The sequence below is a fragment of the Anaeromyxobacter oryzisoli genome, from assembly GCF_022690765.1.
Classification (GTDB): Bacteria; Myxococcota; Myxococcia; order Myxococcales; family Anaeromyxobacteraceae; genus Anaeromyxobacter; species Anaeromyxobacter oryzisoli.
In genome coordinates this window covers 18,444-36,338 of record NZ_JALCZA010000032.1, presented here as the reverse complement: position 1 = coordinate 36,338, position 17,895 = coordinate 18,444, and the positions used below count along the sequence as shown (strand labels likewise).

Sequence of the window (17,895 nt, the reverse complement as noted above, 5' to 3'; positions counted from 1 at the left end):
GTCACACCCTCCTCGCCGTGAAGACGGCGCCCAGCGCGAGCGCCGCGAGCGAGAGCACGCCCGTCGCCATCGCCCGCCAGCTCCGGACGATCTTCGCGGTGGGCACCACGGGATCCGGCGGCAGGCCGTACACCTCGGGCTCGTCGCAGAGCAGGAAGAACGCGTGCAGCCCCTGCGTGCCGGGCTGGCTCGCCGCGTCCTCGCCGTAGAGGTACGCCTGCTCGACGCCGCGCGCCCGGAGCTGATCCACCCGCTCCGCGGCGCGCGCGCGGAGCGCGTCGAGCGGGCCGAACTGGATGGAGGCGGTGGGGCACGCCTTGGCGCAGGCCGGGACGAGGCCGCCCTCGAGCCGGTCGTAGCAGAGCGTGCACTTCCAGGCGCGGCCGTCGTCCGCGCGCCGCTCGACGACGCCGAAGGGGCACGCCGAGACGCAGTAGCCGCAGCCGTTGCAGACGTCGGGCTGGACGTACACCGAGCCGAACTCGGTGCGGAGGATCGCGCCGGTGGGGCACGCCTCGAGGCACCCGGCGCGCTCGCAGTGCTTGCAGACGTCGGAGAGGAACAGCCAGGAGAAGCCCGCGAGCGCCTCCTGGGTGGGGCCGAGGGACACCGGCGTCCGGAGCTGCGTCGGCGCGATGTCGTGGAGGAGGCTCGTCGGCGCGGCCTGGCCGAGCGGGGCGAGCTCGGCGAAGGCGCGGTGGCCCGCCTCGACGCCGTCCCGCGGGCTCCCCTGGCCCGGCAGCTCGGCCGGGCGCTCGACGAACGCCACGTGCCGCCAGGTGGAGGCGCCGAGCTGGCCGGTGTTGTCGTAGCTCATCCCGGTGAACTCGAAGCCGTCGTCGGGGAGCTGGTTCCACTGCTTGCAGGCGACCTCGCAGGCCTTGCAGCCGATGCAGAGCGTCGTGTCGGTGAAGAACCCCACCTCGGGCATGGGTCACCTCTTCGGCTCGACGGGCGGCGCGCGCAGGACGGTGCGGCGGCCGGGCAGGTCGCGCGGGGGCGCGACGCGGGGCTCGGGGCTGCGGAGCTCCACGCCGTCGGTCGCGGCGCGCCTCCCTCGCGAGTGGCGCCCGGCCCGGATGTCGCCGGTGAGCGCCTTCGACTCCTGGATCGAGACGTTCGGGTCCGCGACGAACGGGATGAGCTCGTTCGCGGGGTCGCCGCGCACGCGCCCGACGTAGCTCCAGTGGTACGGCAGGCCGATGGTGTGGACGACCCGGCCCTTCAGGCGGAGGGGGCGGAGCCGGTCGGTCACGAGGACCCGGCACTCGATCTCCCCGCGCGCGGTGGTGATCGTGGCCCAGCCGCCGTTCCGCAGCCCCTTCTCCGCGGCGAGGGCGCGCGACACCTCGCAGAACATCTCGGGCTGCAGCTCGGAGAGCCAGCCCAGCCAGCGGCTCATCCCGCCCGCGGTGTGGTGCTCGGTGAGCCGGTAGGTCGTGAGCACGTACGGGAAGCGCGGATCGTGGTGCGCCGAGTGGTAGGGGTTGTCGCGCCGGTTCCACTCCAGCCGCGTCGGGTTGCACTGCTGCGGGTAGAGCGGGTTCTCGACGACCGACTCCTCGGGCTCGTAGTGCGTCGGGAACGGCCCGTCGATCAGCCCGGACGGCGCGAAGATCCAGCCCTTCCCGTCCGCCTGCATGATGAAGGGATCGATCCCCGAGAGCGCCGCGATCCCGGTGGCCTCCGGCGGCGGGCGGTACGACGGCGGCCGGTCCTTCACGAAGTCGGGGACGTCGTAGCCGGTCCAGAGCTTCTTCTCCTCGTCCCACCAGACGTAGCGCTTGCGCTCCGACCAGGGGCGCCCCTCCGGGTCCGCGGAGGCGCGGTTGTAGAGGATGCGGCGGTTCGCCGGCCAGGCCCACCCCCACTCCGGCGCGACCCAGTGCTGCTCGGACTGCGGCTTGCGCCGCGCCGGCTGGTTCACGCCGTCCTTGTAGCACCCGGAGTAGATCCAGCAGCCGCACGCGGTCGAGCCGTCCGCCTCCAGCTCGGCGAAGCCCGGCACCGGCTCGCCGTCCGCGACCGTGTAGCCGTTGATCTCCCGGAGCACCGCCTCGGCGCTCGGGTCCTCGATCGCGCCGCGGGTCGGGTAGTCCCAGGTGAGCGCCTGGATGGCGCGGTCGCGCTCGGCGTGCGAGCCCGCGTAGAGCGCCTTGAGCCGGCGGCCGAGGTGGAACACGAAGTGGAGGTCGCTCCGGCAGTCGCCGGGCGGCTCGATCGCCCGCTCGTGCCACTGCAGCATCCGCTGCGTGTTGGTGAAGGAGCCATCCTTCTCGGTGTGGGCGGCGGCGGGGAAGAAGAAGACCTCCGTCCGGATGTCCTCCGTCCGAACCTCGCCGCGCTCGATCTCGGGCGCGATGCGCCAGAACTCGGCCGTCTCGATGAGCGCGAAGTCGCGGACCACCAGCCAGTCGAGCTTCCGGAGCCCTTCGCGGTGGAGGGCGCCGTTCATCGAGCCGGCGGTGGGGTTCTCGCCCATGACGAAGTAGCCCTTCACCTTCCCGTCGGCCATCTCGGCGACGGTCGTCATGTGCGAGTGGTTGCCGGAGAGCCGCGGGAGCGCGTCGAAGAGCCAGTCGTCCTCCGCGGTGGCGGCGGCGCCGAACCAGGCCTTGCAGAGCGAGACGACGTACTTGCGGAGCTCGCTCCACCAGCCCACGCCCGCCGCGTTGTTGTTCACGTACTGGTCGAGGCCCCGGTCCGGCAGCACCGCGTGCGGCATGGGCAGGTATCCGGGGAGCAGGTCGAAGAGGGTGGGGATGTCGGTCGAGCCCTGGATCGACGTGTGGCCGCGGAGCGCCATGATCCCGCCGCCGGGCCGGCCGATGTTGCCGAGCAGGAGCTGCAGGATGGCCGCGGTGCGGATGTACTGCACCCCGACCGTGTGCTGGGTCCACCCCACGGCGTAGCAGAACGCGCCGGTCCGGTCCCGCCCCGAGTTCCGGCCGAGCGTCTCGGCGACCCGGAGGAACGTCGCCCGCGGGATGCCGCAGGTCGCCTCGACCAGCTCCGGCGTGTACCGGGCGTAGTGCTTCCTGAGGAGCTGGAACACGCAGCGCGGGTGCTGGAGCGTCGGATCGGTCTTCCGCTGCAGCATCTTCGTGCCGCGGAGGTCGTGCCGGCCGGCGCCCTTCTCGCCGTACACCTCCTTGTGCCCGGCGGCCGGGACGACGCCGTCCACGCCCTCGTAGGTCCAGGTCTCCCAGGAGTACTTGTTCGTCTTCGGGTCGAACCCGCTGAAGAACCCCTCGAGGTCCTCGGTGTCCCGGAACCCCTCGTCCACGATCGTCGCCGCGTTCGTGTAGTGCTCGACGTACTCCTTGAACCAGAGGTCGTGCTCGAGCACGTGGTGGATGATCCCGCCGAGGAACGCGATGTCCGAGCCGGGGCGGATGGGCACGTGCAGGTCGGCGACCGCGCTCGTCCGGGTGAAGCGCGGATCGACGTGGATGATGGTCGCGCCGCGGTTCTTCGCCTCCATCACCCAGCGGAACGCCACCGGGTGGCACTCCGCCATGTTCGAGCCCTGCACGACGATCCAGTCGGAGTTCTGCAGATCCGCCGGGAAGGTGGTCGCGCCGCCGCGGCCGAACGAGATCCCCAGACCGGGGACCGTCGAGCTGTGTCAGATCCTCGCCTGGTTCTCCACCTGCACCACGCCGAGGGCGCTGAAGAGCTTCTTGATGAGGTAGTTCTCCTCGTTGTCCAGCGTCGCGCCGCCGAGGTGGGCGATGCCGAGCGTGCGCCGGACGAGGGCGCCCTCGTGCTCCGCGCCGGGCTCCTCGATCCGCTCCTGCCAGGTCTCGTCGCGCGTCCGCTTCACCCGCTCGGCGACCATGTCGAGGGCTCGGTCGAGGGGGATCCGCTCCCACGCCGTGCCGCCCGGCCGGCGGTAGAGCACGTGCTCCATCCGGTGCGCGCCGGTGACGAGCTGGAAGGTCGCGGCGCCCTTGGGGCAGAGGCAGCCCTGGGACACGGGGGAGTCGGGATCGCCCTCGAGGTCGATGATCTTCCCGTCCTTCACGTACACGAGCTGGCCGCAGCCCACGGCGCAGTACGGGCAGACCGAGCGCGCGACGCGGTCCGCGGACGCGGTGCGCGGGGCGAGGGTGCGCGTCCGCTCGCTCGCCGCCGTGGCGCCGAGGCCCGACGCGTCGCCCGCCCGCAGCTGGCGCAGCACGGGCCACTCGCTCAGGATCGGGACCTTGGCCATGGAAAATTCCCCCCGGCGGAGAAGCTGGGGGGGCGCACGCCAAGAGGCAACGCGGGCTCGAGGCCCGTCGAACAATCGACGGGCCTTGACCATCCGGAGGGGCGGGCCGTCGCCCGCCCCTCGCGCCCGAAGTGAATTCGGGCGCTTCACCCCACCCGCCGCCCCGCTCACGCGGGTCGGCCTGAGAGCTCGTCGAATTCTTCGACGAGCTCTCAGCGGCGACGCGGCGCGGCAGGATCGAGCCGCCAGGCGTGCGCGTAGACGTTCATGCGATCCCCGCGCACGAACCCGAGCAGCGCCACGCCGGCCCGCACGGCGAGGTCCACCGCCAGCGACGACGGCGCGGAGACGCTCGCGACGACCGGGACGCCCGCCACCGCGGCCTTCTGGACGATCTCGAACCCCGCCCGCCCGCTCACCGCCAGGAGCGCGGGGCGGCCGTCCTCGGGCGCCCGCGCGCCGAGGCGCCCCTCGCGCAGCAGCGCGCCGACGACCTTGTCCACCGCGTTGTGGCGGCCGACGTCCTCGGCCGCGGCGAGCACGGCGCCGGCGGCGTCCACCAGCACCGCCGCGTGAAGGCCGCCGGTCCGCTGGAAGACCGGCTGGCGCGTCCGGAGCGCGTCCATCGCGCCGGCGACCAGGGCGCGATCGATCCGGCGCTCCGCCACGACCTCCGGCACGCGGGCGAGGAGGCGGTCGATCGCCTCGCGGCCGCACACGCCGCAGGCGCTGCTCACCGGGATGAACCGGCGGCTGTCGAGGATCCGCTCCGGGTCGATCCGGTGCCCGCCGGCCGAGGTGACGTCGAGCACGTTGCCGTAGCCCTCGTCGCCGAGCCGGCCGCAGTGGAAGATCGAGCCGACGTCCTCGGCCCCGGCGATGATCCCCTCCGCGTGGAGGAAGCCGAGCGCCAGGTCGTGGTCGGCGCCCGGGGTCCGCATGGTCGTGGCGATCCGGTCGCCGTCCACGCGGATCTCGAGCGGCTCCTCCACCGCGACGGCGTCGAGGGCCTCGGCGCCGTCCCGGAGCACGTGGCGCATCGCCACCGCGCCGGCGGGGACGCCGGCCACCCGTGGCTCGGGACGTTCCATGCGGGGCAGAACCTAACCGGACGGCGGCCGGGAAGAAAGGGACCTCTCGCGCGCGGGCCGGCGGAGCCGGGCGCCGGCGATTCCGCTGGCCGCCCTCGCGGGCGAGGGTAGGATGCGCGCTCCGCGCGCGTGCCCGTGCGCCGCCCGGCGGATCGGCTTACAGCTTATCGATCTTGAGCCCGAACCGGACAGAGCGCGCGGTCGCGCCGGAGGTCGCGGACCTCTCCGCGGCGGAGCGAGCCCTCGTCGCCGAGGAGGAGGCGGTCCTCGCCGCCGTCCAGCGTGCCCTCGCGGAGCGCCGGGCGGCGCTGCGCGGCGAGGGCGATCTGGTGTCGCGCCTCCGGGAGCTCCGGGACGAGGCGCTCGAGTCGATGCCCAAGGACCTGCCCACCGTCTTCCAGGAGATGGGGCTCGTGCGGGCGGTGATGGAGCGGACGCGCGGCGGCGCGCTCCCGGATCCCGCCGCGCCGTACTTCGCCCACCTCCGCGTGCGCGAGGGCGGCGAGGTCCGCGACTACTGCCTCGGCCGGCACACGTTCGTCGATCGCGCCGCCGGGGTGCGGGTGGTGGACTGGCGCTTCGCCCCGGTGGCCGGGATCTTCTACCGCTACCGGGAGGGCGAGGAGTTCGAGGAGGCGTTCCCGGGCCGGATCTCCGCGGGCGTGGTCGAGGCCCGCCGCGTGGTGGTCGTCGAGCGCGGCGTCCTCGTCCGGATCTCGGCCGGCGCCCGGGCCCTCTCGCGGCGCGCCGACGGTCGCTGGCGGAGCGCCGCCGCCGAGATCGCCGCCCTGGCGGGCGGGGAGGGGACCGCGGCCCGGGCGGGGGCGCTCGGGACGGGCGCCGGCGTCCACGGCCGCGCCGCGGCGCCCGAGCTCACCGCGCTGCTCGACCCGGAGCAGTTCGAGGCGATCGCCTCGCCCGCCGACCGGCCGCTGCTCGTCCTCGGCTCCGCCGGGAGCGGCAAGACGACCGTCGCGCTGCACCGGCTCGCCCGGATCGCGTTCGAGGACCCGCGGCGCTTCCCGCCGGGCCGGCTCCAGGTGGTGGTCCCGGAGGTCGGCCTCGCCCGCCTCGCGGCGCGGCTCCTCGAGCCGCTCGGGCTCGAGAAGGCGCCGGTGCGGACGCTCGACGCGTGGTCGCGCGGCGCCTTCCAGAGCGCGTTCGGCGCGCCGCCGCCGCGCCTCTACCCGGACACCCCGCCGCTCGTCGCGCGGCTGAAGCGCCACCCGGCGCTGTTCGAGCTCCTGCGGCGCCGCCCGCACCTCGCCCGGGAGAAGCCGCCCCTGCTCCGGCTCCGCCGGGAGCTCGGCGATCTCCTGGTGGACCGGGCGTTCCTCGAGGGCGTGGTCCGCGCGGCGGCCGGCGATCTCCCCACGACCGCCATCGAGGAGACCATCCGCCACACGCGGCTCCAGCTCGCGCCGCCCTCGGACGACCTCCTCGCCGGCGTGGACCCGGACCGCCGCGAGACGCTCGACGGCAAGCCCATCGACGAGGACACGCCCGCGGCGGTCTCCGGCACGCTCGACCCGGAGGACCTGCCGCTCCTGCTCTTCCTCTCGGCGCTCCGCGCCGGGGTCTCCGGGAAGCGGACCGCGCACCTCGTCGTGGACGAGGCGGAGGACGTCTCGCTGTTCGAGCTGTACGTGCTCGGGCGGCACCTCGCCGGCCGGAGCGCGACGCTCGCGGGCGACGAGAGCCAGCAGACGTTCTCGTCGTACGCGGGCTGGCCGCAGGCGCTCGCCGCGCTCGGCGCCGAGGGCGCGGCGACCGTCCGCCTCGAGACCACGTACCGCTGCCCGCGCCCGATCGCGGAGGTCGCCCGGGCGATCCTGGGGCCGCTCGCGCCGGCCGCGCCGCCGCGCGCGGGCCGCGACGGCGCCCCGGTGTCGCGGCTCGACTTCCCCACCGAGGCGCACGCGCACCTGTTCCTGGCCGGCGCGCTCCGCGACCTGCTCGAGCGCGAGCCGCGGGCCTCGGCGGCGGTCATCTGCCACGCGCCGGAGGTGGCGCGCGGGATCCACCGGCTCCTCGCCGATCTCCCCGAGGCGCGCCTCGCGCTCGACGGAAAGCTCACGTTCCGGCCGGGCGTGGACGTGACCGACGTCGCGAGCGTGAAGGGGCTCGAGTTCGACTACGTCGTCGTCCCGGACGTCACCGCCCGCGCCTACCCCGACGCCGACGAGGCCCGGCGCCGGCTCCACGTCGCGGTCACCCGCGCTGCGCACCAGCTCTGGCTGGTGGTGCCCGGCACGCCGTCGCCGCTCCTGCGCGGGGTGAGGACGGGGTGACCCGCGACCACGCCGGTCCCGCCCGCACGCCCAGCACCCGGACGCCGACCCGATGTCCGTGACCGTGACCGTGCACCGTGACCGGTCCTCCGTGCCCGCCTCCCGCTTCCCGTGGCCCGTGAACCGTGGTCCGTGATCCGACGGTGTGGTCGGACCACGGGATGGGGCCACGGGCCACGGAATCCGGTTCACGGGTGACGGGGAAGCCGGTGACGGTGACGGGCAGGGTTCACGGATGCGTGCCCCTTGGGGCGTCGCGTGTTCCCGCGAGCGCCCGCCGGCCCCCCTGGTTACACTCGATGCCCGGACTGGACCTGCCCGGCGCGAGCCCGTCGCCGCGTGCACGGAACGTGGATATCAGCGCGGCCGCCGCTCGGGCGCGCCGCAGGAGGACGATCAGCGATGGCCCAGGTGACGTTCAAGGGGAACCCGATCCACACCAACGGCGAGCTGCCGGCGGTCGGCGCGAAGGCGCCGGACTTCACCCTCACCACCGGCGACCTCGAGGACGTGACGCTCGCGAAGTTCGAGGGCAAGAAGAAGATCCTGAACATCGTCCCGAGCCTCGACACCGCCGTGTGCGCCACCTCGACCCGGAAGTTCAACGAGCGGGCGGGCGCGCTGCCGAACACCGTGGTCCTCGTCGTCTCGGCGGACCTCCCCTTCGCCCAGAAGCGCTTCTGCGCCACCGAGGGGCTGAAGAACGTCGTCCCGCTCTCGCTCATCCGCGGGAAGCACTTCGCGAAGGACTACGGCGTCCTCCTCCAGGACGGGCCCCTCGCCGGCCTCACCGCCCGCGCGGTGATCGTGCTCGACGAGCGCGACCAGGTCGTCTACCGCCAGCTCGTCCCGGAGATCGGCCAGGAGCCGGACTACGACGCGGCGATCCGGGCGGTGAAGTAGCGCGGCGCGCTCGCGGGCGGCGCTCGCTGGACCGCCGATGGACCCGGCGTGGTGCGGCGCCCGCGATCGTCGCTGGTAGATCCGTCCGGGCGAGCCGGCCCGAGGACGCACCGGCGTGACGGAAGACGTCCGCGCGATGGTCGGCTCGTCACGAGGAGGACGAGGACATGGCAACCCGCAAGGCGTGGCTGGTCGCAGCCGTCGCGCTGTTCACTCCGGGGGCGGCGCTCGCGCAGCTCTCGATCGAGGGCTTCTACGGCGTCGAGCGGCCACCCTCGACCAGCTTCCACGCGGCGGTGAGCGGCGCCGAGAGCGCGCCGAACCTCTTCGACAGCTCGCTGCAGCTCGCCGGCGGCGACGTCCTGCTGAACCTCGGCGGGCTCGAGCTGGGCGCCATCGCCGACACGACGTTCGGGCGCCACACCGCGTCGCAGACCGCGATCGGGGGGCTGGGCGGGGTCGCCCTGGCGCTGGCGCCCGTCCAGATCGACCTGCTGGTCGAGGCGGGCGGGCACCGCTACGGGGACTTCGTCAGCGACCCGCGGATCGTCACGGCGAGCTCGACGGACCAGTGGTTCTTCTACGTCGGCCTGCGCCCCGGGATCCGGATCCAGCTCGGCGACGGACCGTTCTTCGCCGGCGTCTGGGGGTTCGTTCGCTGGGACGTGAACTCGAAGGGCCTGCCGGTGACGGTCGGGAGCGCGCGGAGCGCGGGCTCCTACGATCTGGGCGGCACGACCATCGGGGCTACGCTGCGGCTCGGCCTTCAGATCTAGGACCGCGCCGCAGGCGCCGCCCTCTGGGTTCAACACCATCTCGGGCGGAGAGCAGGCCCTTCGAGGAGGGACCGTGCAGGCGAACGGCCCTGAAGGACGAGTGGTCTGGGCTCGGGAAGATGGAGAGGCCGAGGCGCCGCAGTGCGTGGGGATCGTCTGCGCAAGATCGGCCCCGAAGAGGCCCGCGTTTCACCGATAGCGCTACGAGCTTCCGCCGGCACCATGGCCTGAGTCGCCCGTCGCGTTGCCGCCCGTTCGCGAGGCGGCCGGTGGCTTCACGGTGAGCGTGGGCCGCAGCCCTTTCGCGGGAACCCCGATTTCACCAATCGGCTGTTGACGGATTTTCCGGTGGGTGACGCTTCGCGAGCCCAGGTCGTTCGAATAGGCCTTTCTCGCAGCGTCGCGGGGGCGCCGTGCGCCGCGAGTCTGCGCGGAGCCGAGGCGCGAGGGACCGTTCCCGTTCTCGCGTCCAGGCGCGAATGCGTGCGCCTGGGGAGGTCGTGAAATCCCGTGAGACCATTGGTTCATGCACGCACGCGATCTCTCCGCCCGCCTCCATGGCGCCACCCGCTTGCGTTGAGCGTCGCGAGGCACACGATGCCGTCGCCGAGCGGGGGCACACGACGACCGAGCGGCGCAGGCGTGCCTGTTGGCACGTCGAGCAGCGCAGGGAGGAGTCTGCCCCGCGCAGGCAGGCAGCGTGCGCCGCAGCAGCTCAATGCGAGTGGGTGTCGCCATCACAGCTCCTCCGCCGCGAGCACGACTGCATGGCCGACTTCCTGGTCGCCCTCGCCGACTTCGATCGCCGGCGGCTCTGGGTCGAGCTCGGCTACTCGAGCCTGTTCTGGTTCCTCCATCGCGAGCTCGGGCTCTCGAAGGGGGCCGCGTTCTACCGGAAGACCGCCGCCGAGCTGGTGCAGCGGTTCCCTGAGGTCATCGAGCCGTTGCGCGACGGGAGGCTTTGCATCTCGAGCATCGCTGAGCTCGCGAAGGTGATCTCGCCCGAGAACCGGGTCGAGGTGCTGCCGCGGTTCTTCCACCGCTCGAAGCACGAGGCGGCGGAGGTTGCGGCCGAGATCAAGCCGGTCGAGAAGGCGCCGCGTCGCGAGGTCGTGACGGCGGTGCGCGCCCCGGCCACGGAGGAGGCCGTTCCGCGTCTCGAGGTCGCGGCTGCGGCGAGCCCGGTCGCGGCTCCGAACATCGTCACGGCGGCACCGCTCGAGCTGCTCGAGGCGAGAGGTTCGCCGGAAAACCCTGTCGATGCCAACTCTCCGCGCGCTGCGGCGCACGCCCCATCTTCCCGCGAGGCCCGCGCCGAATCGATCGAGCCGCTCAGCGCCGACCTCCGGCGGCTCCACTTCAACGTCTCCCGCCGCTTCCTCGCGAAGCTCGCCGCCGCGCGGGATGCGCTCTCCCATTCGCATTTCGGCGCCACCACGGAGGAGATCCTCGAGGTCGGCCTCGACCTCCTCCTCGCCCGAAGCGCCAAGCGGAAGGGGCTCGTGCAGAAGCCGCTCGCGAAGCGCCGCCCCTCGAAGCCGGAGCACCTCTCCGCCGAGGTGAAGCGCGCCGTCTGGATCCGCGACGGCGGTCGCTGCCAGTACCCCCTCGACTCCGGCGGCATCTGCGGCTCGACCTACCTGCTCGAGTTCGATCACCGCGAAGCCGAGGCCCTGGGCGGCCCGCCCACGGTCGAGAACATTCACCTTCTCTGTTTCTTTCATAACCAGCTCGCCGCTCGGAAGGTCTTCGGGGAGGCCTTGATGGACCGATTCAGGCGACGGTCGAACGGTGAGCTCTTCGACTCCGCACCTGCCGCGCGAACGGGAACGGCGCCGCGGTGCGCGGTGAAAAAGAAGCGATCGGGGTGAGCGGATGGCCGGCCCGGCTCTTCGGGCGACGCTGACCGGGCCGACGAGCGGCCACTGGACCTGCTTCAGCTCTCCCGCCGCCGTCGCGACGGTGGCCGATCGAGACCGTGGCGAGCGCCTCAGCATGCCGGTGAAGCACAGGCTTCTTCGGGGCCGATCTCGTCACTCCGGTCGCCGCCCGCGGATGGCGCCCCGGCCTCCACCTCCTTCCCGAGCCAGCCCACGCTTGCCGTGCAGGCACGCTCGTACTTGCGGCCCCCCAGCACGAAACCCCTCGCGGAGCGGATGCGGGGCTGGGGCGATGTGATGAATGATCATCAGGGCGCCGCCTCACCCCGCCTCCCGGCCCAGCGCCTCCAGCCGGAGTTGGGCGTCCTCCCACGCGGCGTACGCCTGCTCGAGGGCGGCCTGGGTCGCGGCCTGCCGCTCGATGAGCGGCTTCGCCCGGGCGAAGTCCTGGTACAGCGCGGGGTCGGCGAGGGCGGCGGTCGTCTCCTTCCCCTCCGCCTCGAGCCGGGCGATCTCGGCCTCGAGCTTCGCGATCTCGTCGCGGAGCGGCTTCTCCCGGCGTCCGCGCGCGTTCCGCGCCTCGGCCTCGGCCCGCCGTCGCTCCCGCTCGCTCCGGGGCGCAGCCTCCGCGCCGGCGCTCCGGCCCGGGGCGCCGCGGTCGCCGGTCGCGGCGGGTCCCTCCAGCGCCGCGGCGGCCTCGAGCTGGCGCTGGTGGTAGAGCCAGTCGTCGAGGTTCCCCGGCGAGGGGACGACGCCGCCGTCCTTCACCTCCCAGATCGCCGTGGCGAGCTGGTTGAGGAAGCTCCGGTTGTGCGACACGAAGAGGATCGTCCCGTCGTAGCCGCGGAGCGCCTCGATGAGCGCCTCGGACGAGTCGAGATCGAGGTGGTTCGTCGGCTCGTCCATGACGAGCAGGTTCGCCGGCACGAGGAGGAGCTTCGCGAGCGCCACCCGGGCGCGCTCGCCGCCGGAGAGGACGCCGACCTTCTTCTCGACGTCCTCGCCGGAGAAGAGGAACGACCCCGCGATGGAGCGGACGTACGCCTCGCCGCGGTCCGGGACGAGATCCCAGAGCGTGTCGAGGATGGTCCGGTCCGGGTCCAGGGTCCCGGTGCGGGAGAGGCCGTCCGCCTCGTGCTCCGGCTTCTCGAAGTGGTGCTGGGCGTAGTAGCCGAGGATCACCGAGTGCCCGAGCCGCACCTCGCCGGCGTCGGGGCGGGCCTCGCCCGCGGCGAGCTTGAGGAGCGTGGTCTTCCCGGCGCCGTTCGCGCCGATGACGCCGATCCGCTCGCCGCGCGGGATCGCGAGGTCGAGGGATCGGTACACGACGCGCGGCCCGAACGCCTTCCGCACGCCCTGGAGCCGGAGGACCTCCTTCCCGGAGCGCGGCGCCTCGGCGAAGTGGAAGCGGAGCGTGTCGCGGTGGTCGAGGACCTGCACCTCGTCCATCTTCTCGAGGAGCTTCTCCTTCGACCGCGCCTGGCGCGCCTTGGTCGCCTTCGCGCCGAACCGCTCGATGAACCGCTCGAGCTGGGCGCGCTTCGCCTCCTGCCGCTCCGCCTGCGCGAGGAGCCGCTCCTCCTCCTCGGCGCGCAGCCGGCGGTAGTCGTCGTAGTCCCCGGCGTAGCTCCGCAGCCCCTCGAGCTCGAGCGAGAGCACCCGGTCGATCTGCCGGTTCAGGAAGTCGCGGTCGTGGCTGACGAGGAGGAGCGCCTTGCGCGAGGCGCGGAGGAAGGCGTCGAACCAGGTGAGGGTGGGGACGTCGAGGTGGTTGGTGGGCTCGTCGAGGAGGAGCAGGTCGGGGTCCTGGAGGAGGAGCCCCGCCATCGCCGCCCGCATCTTCCAGCCGCCGGACAGCGTGCGGGCCGGGCGGTCCCCGTCCTCCGGCCCGAAGCCGAGGCCGGCGAGGATCCGCTCGGCGCGCCGCCGCCCGTAGTGCTCCTCGAAGTGCTCGAGCTCGTCGTGCAGCTCCGCGAGCGCGCCGGCCAGCTCGAGCTGCTCCGCCTCGGCGCGCGCCGCCGCGAGGGCCGCCTCGGCGTGCGCGAGCCGGTCCTCGAGCGCGGACCGCCCGGGTACGCTCGCGAGCACCGCCTCGACGAGCGGCAGGTCCGGCAGCGCCGCCACGTCCTGCGGGAGGTAGCCGACCCGGGCGCCGCGGCGGAAGGTGAGCTCGCCCGCGTCGGGGGCGAGCTGCCCGGCGAGGATCCGCATCAGCGTGGACTTGCCCGTGCCGTTCGCGCCGACCAGGCCGATCCGGTCGTGCGGCCCGATCGCGAACGCGGCGCGGTCGAGGAGGATCTTCGGACCGTAGGCGAGGGACAGCTCGGTGGCGGCGACGAGGCTCACGGGAGGGCGCCCCTCGACGGGCGGGGCGGCCGACCATTAACGTGTCCGGGGCTCGGCCACAAGCCTCGAGCCGCCGGCCGGCAGGTGCGCGGGCGCGAGCCTGCCGGATCCAGGCGGACGGCGCGGGCAGGCGGGAGCCTCGAAAGGACCGGGCCCGACGCTCGCGAGGAGCGACGGGCCCGGTGCGCGGTCGAGCGACCTGCGGAATCTACAGGAAGTAGACCCGGAGGAACGCGAGGCCGTTCGTGAACAGGCCCGAGTCGTCACCGGAGACGGACGAGTTCGAGTAGTACCCGAGCTGCGCCTCGAGGCCGACCGAGAACTTCGGGACGAGGTAGTACTCGCCGCCCGCGGCCGCCGCGATCAGGAAGTCGGTGCCGGAGTCGTCGCCCACGGGCGTGTCCACGTGCGCGAAGTTCAGCTTGAGGCGGCCGCCGGCGTACAGATCGACCGCCGGGGCGACGCGCTGCTGGACGAACAGGCCCGCGCCGATGGTGACGTCACGCGTGTCGATGCCGCCGTTCGGCTGGTCGTTCGTGTGGATGCCGACCGAGGGCTCGAGCCGGAGCACGGGGGCGATCTGGATCGGGACGTAGACCTCGATCGTGCGGGCGAACGAGCCCGCGGCCACCGTGTTCGGCTCGAGCGGCGTGATCGCGACGCCGAGGCCGATGGTGGAGCGGTTGCCCGAGTTGCCGGCGGAAGCCGGATCCTGCTGCGCGAACGCGGGGGCCGCCAGCGCGAGCGCGGCGAGTGCGACGACGAGCTTCTTCATCGAATCCTCCGATGGTTGGATTGCAGCCGAGCGGCCGGGGGCACGCTGGCCGGGGCAATCTAGCCCATCCGGGGCCCTGGAGGTACACAAACGGGGTGGGCGAAGGTGGGCGCGCAGCGCTCCTGTGCGAGCGCCCCCGGGCCAGGCCGGGAGGCACGCCCCGGCGCCCGTGACGTTCACCCTTCGTCGAGACAGAGCGGCGGGAGGTAGGCGGCCACCTCCGCGCCGGTGGCCCTGCGCCTCGTCGGCGCCGCCTCCGGCCGGGCGACCGGGCGCTCCTGCGGCGCGCGCCCCCAGTGCAGGCCGAAGGAGGTCGCGGCGCTCATCGTCGCGACCTGCACCGGCAGGATCGCCCAGTAGCTCGGCGCGACGCCGTAGCCGACGCCGAGCGCGATGGCGTGCCCGACCAGCGAGAGCAGGAAGGCCTTCCACGGCGCGCCCCGCGCCGGGCCGACCCGGGCGACGCTCCCGCCCACCGTGGCGCCGAGCGGCGGCAGGATCAGCGCGGTCGCGGCGAGGACGACGGCGGCGTTCCGGAAGTGGGTGGCGGTCGGCGAGACCGTGCCGCTGGTGAACAGGTGGAACATCCCGTACGCGACGCCGAACACCGCCGCGTCCCCCGCGAGGACGCCGACGCTCGCCCCGATCAGCTCACCGTCCGTGAACGGCCCCTGCTCGAGCGCGCGGCCGGGGCCGAACCGCTCCCCGGGGTGGAGCGACAGGTCCGGGGGCGCGGGGGCCTGCGCCAGGAGCGCGGCGGCGAGGACGGCGGCGGGCGTCATCCGCCGAGACGATGCGCAAGCGCCGGGCGCCCGGGCGCCTCCGCGCGGGAGGGAACTTGGGGCGAGCCCTCGATCAGGCGCCGGGGCGGCTTGGGCTCAGCCGCGCTCGGGCTCGTCCTCCCCCCCGGCGAGCCCGTACTTCCGGAGCTTGTCGTGCAGGGTCACGCGGGACATCCCGAGGCGGCGCGCCGCCTCGCTCCGGTTCCCTCGCGCGGCGCGGAGCGCCTCGACGATGAGGCCGCGCTCGTACGCCTCGACGCGCTGCCTGAGCGGCAGCGGCCCCGGGGGCGACTCGGCGGCGGCGCCCCCGGCGACGCCGCCCGGCAGGAGCGACAGATCCAGGCCGTCCGGCGGCGAGAGCGCCACGAGCCCCTCGAGCGCGTTCTCGAGCTCGCGCACGTTGCCGGGCCAGGAGTGCGCCGCGAGCCGGTCGAGGAGCGCCGGCGGGACGACGAGGGGCGACACCCCGAACCGCTCCGCGTAGCGCTCGAGGAAGTGGCGCGCGAGCACCGGGACGTCCTCGGGGCGCTCGCGCAGGGGCGGGATCCGCAGGTGGACGACGTTCAGCCGGTAGAAGAGGTCCTCGCGGAACGCGCCGGCCCGGACCCGCTCCTCGAGATCGCGGTGCGTCGCGGCGATCACCCGGACGTCGACCCGGCGCGGGAGGTCCTCGCCCACGGGCCGGATCTCGCCCTCCTGCAGCACCCGGAGCAGCTTCGCCTGCGCGCCGGCGGCGAGCTCGCCGATCTCGTCGAGCAGGATGGTCCCGCCGTCGGCCTCGCCGAACAGCCCCGGGCGCGCGCGGATCGCGCCGGTGAAGGCGCCCCGCGCGTGGCCGAACAGCTCGGCCTCGGCGAGCTCGGGGGAGAGGGCGGCGCAGTTGAACCGGACGAAGGGGCCGGCGCTCCGCCGGGAGGCGCGGACGATCGCCTCGGCCACCCGCTCCTTGCCCGTCCCGCTCTCGCCGGTGAGGAGCACGGTCACGTCCTTCGGCGCGACGCGCGCGACGAGCACCGCGAGCCGGCGCATCGGCTCGGAGGCGAAGACCAGGGTGCGCGCGAGGGCGAGCTCGCCCTGGAGCGCCTCGTTCTCGTGGGCGAGCCGGACCGCCTCCACCGCGCGGCGCACGCCGGCGAGGAGCTCGTCGGTGTCGAAGGGCTTCTTGAAGTAGTCGAAGGCCCCCGCCTTCATCGCCTCCACCGCCTGGCGCTCCGAGCCGTGCGCGGTGATGAGGACCACCCGCGGCGCCGGCGTGCGAGAGAGCAGCGCGCGCAGGAGCGCCATCCCGTCGAGGCGCGGCATCCGCAGGTCCGTCACGACGAGCGGCACCGGGGCTGCGTCGAACGCGGCGAGGGCCGCCGCGCCGTCCGCCGCCTCGACCACCTCGAGCCCCTCGCTCTCGAGGATCTCGCGCAGCGTGTAACGCACGCCCGGATCGTCGTCCGCGACGAGGACGCGGGTCGGGGACATCACGCGGCCCTCCCGCCCGTCTCGGCGGGGCCGCCGGGGAGGGTGAGCTCGGCGGCGGTGCCGCCGCCGGCGCGCGGCCGGAGGGCGAGATCGCCGCCGTGCTGGCGCGCGAGCGACCGGGCGATGGTGAGGCCGAGCCCGGAGCCGCTCGGCTTCGTCGTGACGCCGGGCGTGAAGACCGCCTCGCCGAGGGTGGGGTCCACCCCGGGGCCGCGGTCGAGGACCCGGACCCGCGCGCCCCCGGCCTCCCCGGTCTCCTGGGCCGCCTCGAGCTCCACGACGCCGCCGCGCGGGCTCGCGTCGAGGGCGTTCTGCACGACGTTGATGAGCACCTGCCGCACCTTGCGCGGATCGCAGCGGACCGGGAGCGCCGCGGCCCGGACCGCGATCTCGATCCCGCGCTCGCGGGCCATCCCCTCGTGCATCGCCGCCACCTCGGCGCAGAGCGCGCCCACGTCGCTCTCCCCGAGCGCGAGCGGCACGACCGGCCTCGAGAAGTTCAGGAACTCCTCGAGGATCGTCTGCATCCGGTCGACCTCGCGGCGGAGCACCCCGAGCCGCTCGATCGCCTTCCCGTCGAGCCCGCCCGCGGCGAGGAGCCCCGCGAGCCCCTTCACGCTGGCGAGCGGGTTCTTGAGCTCGTGCGCGATCTCGCCGGAGAGGGCGGTCAGCTCCTCCGCCCGCTCCGCGTGGGCGCGGAGCGACTCGTGCTGCGCGTCGAGGGCGCGGTGGACGGTCGCCTCGAACGCCCGGCGCATGCCCCGCCCCGCCACGCCGACCATCGCGAGCGTGCAGCTCAGCACCAGCGCGTGGACCCAGAGGTAGGCGCTCGAGGGGCCGAGCCGGGCGCCGCCGCCGAGCGCGGCCGGGACGAGCGGCACCGCCCCCGCGGCGCCCATCGCGGCGAACCCCCACACCGCCGCGGCCTGGGCGCCGATGCTCGCGAGGTGCCACGGGGCGCGGACGAACACCGCCGACAGGACGGCGATGGGCAGGACCACGTAGACGAGCGGGCTGTCGAGGCCGCCGGTCGCGAAGCAGACGACGAGGTGCCCGAGGGTGGCGAGGCCGAGGTTCATCGGCAGCGCGCGGTCGGTGAAGCCCCGACGCCGGTAGCGCACCCACTCGAAGACGAAGAACGCGGCGAGGAGCGGGACGAGCCCGAGGAGCAGCGCGCGCCGCCACGGCGCCGGCTCCTGGAGCGCGAGCCAGATCGCGATCCCCGCGAACACGGGGATCACGAAGAGCCTGGCCCAGACGAGGCGCCCGAACAGCCGGGAGAGCTCCTCGCGCTCGATCTCGCGGTGACCGGGGAGAGCCCGCATGCCGTGGTGGTCCGTCCGATCCGAGAACATACGCCGGTTC

The 17,895-nt window shown here is 74.1% G+C and carries 12 protein-coding genes; 4 read left to right on the top strand and 8 right to left on the bottom strand.

Going from position 1 to position 17,895, the window contains the following annotated elements:
• Window position 1 precedes the first annotated feature (1 nt).
• The 3 genes from MNZ27_RS11975 to fdhD form a co-directional block, all read right to left on the bottom strand.
• Window positions 2-931: a 4Fe-4S dicluster domain-containing protein gene (locus tag MNZ27_RS11975; protein ID WP_242394308.1), complete on the bottom strand. Its 930-nt coding sequence runs from the start codon at window positions 929-931 to the stop codon at window positions 2-4.
• Between the two features lie 3 nt (window positions 932-934).
• Complete coding sequence (gene fdh, locus MNZ27_RS11970) at window positions 935-4,216, bottom strand: formate dehydrogenase (RefSeq protein ID WP_242394307.1); 3,282 nt, start codon at window positions 4,214-4,216, stop codon at window positions 935-937.
• A 212-nt stretch (window positions 4,217-4,428) separates the two neighbouring features.
• On the bottom strand, window positions 4,429-5,307 hold the full coding sequence (gene fdhD / locus MNZ27_RS11965; RefSeq protein ID WP_242394306.1) for a formate dehydrogenase accessory sulfurtransferase FdhD: 879 nt from the start codon (window positions 5,305-5,307) through the stop codon (window positions 4,429-4,431).
• A gap of 173 nt (window positions 5,308-5,480) precedes the next feature.
• On the opposite strand from fdhD, the gene MNZ27_RS11960 reads away from it, so the two are divergent.
• The 4 genes from MNZ27_RS11960 (at window position 5,481) to MNZ27_RS11945 (ending at window position 11,148) form a co-directional block, all read left to right on the top strand.
• Entirely contained in the window at window positions 5,481-7,598 is a 2,118-nt protein-coding gene (locus tag MNZ27_RS11960) for an ATP-binding domain-containing protein (RefSeq protein ID WP_242394305.1), read from the top strand.
• Window positions 7,599-8,000: 402 nt separating this feature from the next.
• Complete coding sequence (tpx, locus tag MNZ27_RS11955; protein ID WP_242394304.1) at window positions 8,001-8,501, top strand: thiol peroxidase; 501 nt, start codon at window positions 8,001-8,003, stop codon at window positions 8,499-8,501.
• Window positions 8,502-8,668: 167 nt separating this feature from the next.
• Entirely contained in the window at window positions 8,669-9,277 is a 609-nt protein-coding gene (locus tag MNZ27_RS11950; RefSeq protein ID WP_242394303.1) for a hypothetical protein, read from the top strand.
• Between the two features lie 767 nt (window positions 9,278-10,044).
• On the top strand, window positions 10,045-11,148 hold the full coding sequence (locus tag MNZ27_RS11945; protein WP_242394302.1) for an HNH endonuclease: 1,104 nt from the start codon (window positions 10,045-10,047) through the stop codon (window positions 11,146-11,148).
• Window positions 11,149-11,478: 330 nt separating this feature from the next.
• Here the strand turns inward: MNZ27_RS11945 and MNZ27_RS11940 are convergent, their stop codons facing one another.
• From MNZ27_RS11940 to MNZ27_RS11920, 5 genes are all read right to left on the bottom strand, one after another.
• Window positions 11,479-13,503, bottom strand: coding sequence for an ABC-F family ATP-binding cassette domain-containing protein (locus tag MNZ27_RS11940; protein ID WP_242394301.1), 2,025 nt, complete (start codon window positions 13,501-13,503; stop codon window positions 11,479-11,481).
• Window positions 13,504-13,711: 208 nt separating this feature from the next.
• A complete protein-coding gene (locus MNZ27_RS11935; RefSeq protein WP_242394300.1) occupies window positions 13,712-14,278 on the bottom strand; it encodes an outer membrane beta-barrel protein in 567 nt (188 codons plus the stop codon).
• A gap of 176 nt (window positions 14,279-14,454) precedes the next feature.
• Window positions 14,455-15,060: a hypothetical protein gene (locus MNZ27_RS11930; protein ID WP_242394299.1), complete on the bottom strand. Its 606-nt coding sequence runs from the start codon at window positions 15,058-15,060 to the stop codon at window positions 14,455-14,457.
• A gap of 96 nt (window positions 15,061-15,156) precedes the next feature.
• A complete protein-coding gene (locus MNZ27_RS11925) occupies window positions 15,157-16,530 on the bottom strand; it encodes a sigma-54-dependent transcriptional regulator (RefSeq protein WP_242394298.1) in 1,374 nt (457 codons plus the stop codon).
• A complete protein-coding gene (locus MNZ27_RS11920) occupies window positions 16,530-17,855 on the bottom strand; it encodes a sensor histidine kinase (protein ID WP_242394297.1) in 1,326 nt (441 codons plus the stop codon). The genes MNZ27_RS11925 and MNZ27_RS11920 overlap by 1 nt, the downstream gene beginning before the upstream one ends.
• Between the last annotated feature and the right edge of the window lie 40 nt (window positions 17,856-17,895).

Excerpts from the sequence above, each read along its gene's own strand:
- MNZ27_RS11930 (WP_242394299.1), bottom strand. The coding sequence starts at position 15,060 with ATGACGCCCGCCGCCGTCCTCGCCGCCGCGCTCCTGGCGCAGGCCCCC.
- MNZ27_RS11950 (WP_242394303.1), top strand. The coding sequence starts at position 8,669 with ATGGCAACCCGCAAGGCGTGGCTGGTCGCAGCCGTCGCGCTGTTCACT.
- MNZ27_RS11925 (WP_242394298.1), bottom strand. The coding sequence starts at position 16,530 with ATGTCCCCGACCCGCGTCCTCGTCGCGGACGACGATCCGGGCGTGCGT.
- MNZ27_RS11975 (WP_242394308.1), bottom strand. The coding sequence starts at position 931 with ATGCCCGAGGTGGGGTTCTTCACCGACACGACGCTCTGCATCGGCTGC.
- tpx (WP_242394304.1), top strand. The coding sequence starts at position 8,001 with ATGGCCCAGGTGACGTTCAAGGGGAACCCGATCCACACCAACGGCGAG.
- MNZ27_RS11920 (WP_242394297.1), bottom strand. The coding sequence starts at position 17,855 with ATGCGGGCTCTCCCCGGTCACCGCGAGATCGAGCGCGAGGAGCTCTCC.
- MNZ27_RS11935 (WP_242394300.1), bottom strand. The coding sequence starts at position 14,278 with ATGAAGAAGCTCGTCGTCGCACTCGCCGCGCTCGCGCTGGCGGCCCCC.
- MNZ27_RS11945 (WP_242394302.1), top strand. The coding sequence starts at position 10,045 with ATGGCCGACTTCCTGGTCGCCCTCGCCGACTTCGATCGCCGGCGGCTC.
- fdhD (WP_242394306.1), bottom strand. The coding sequence starts at position 5,307 with ATGGAACGTCCCGAGCCACGGGTGGCCGGCGTCCCCGCCGGCGCGGTG.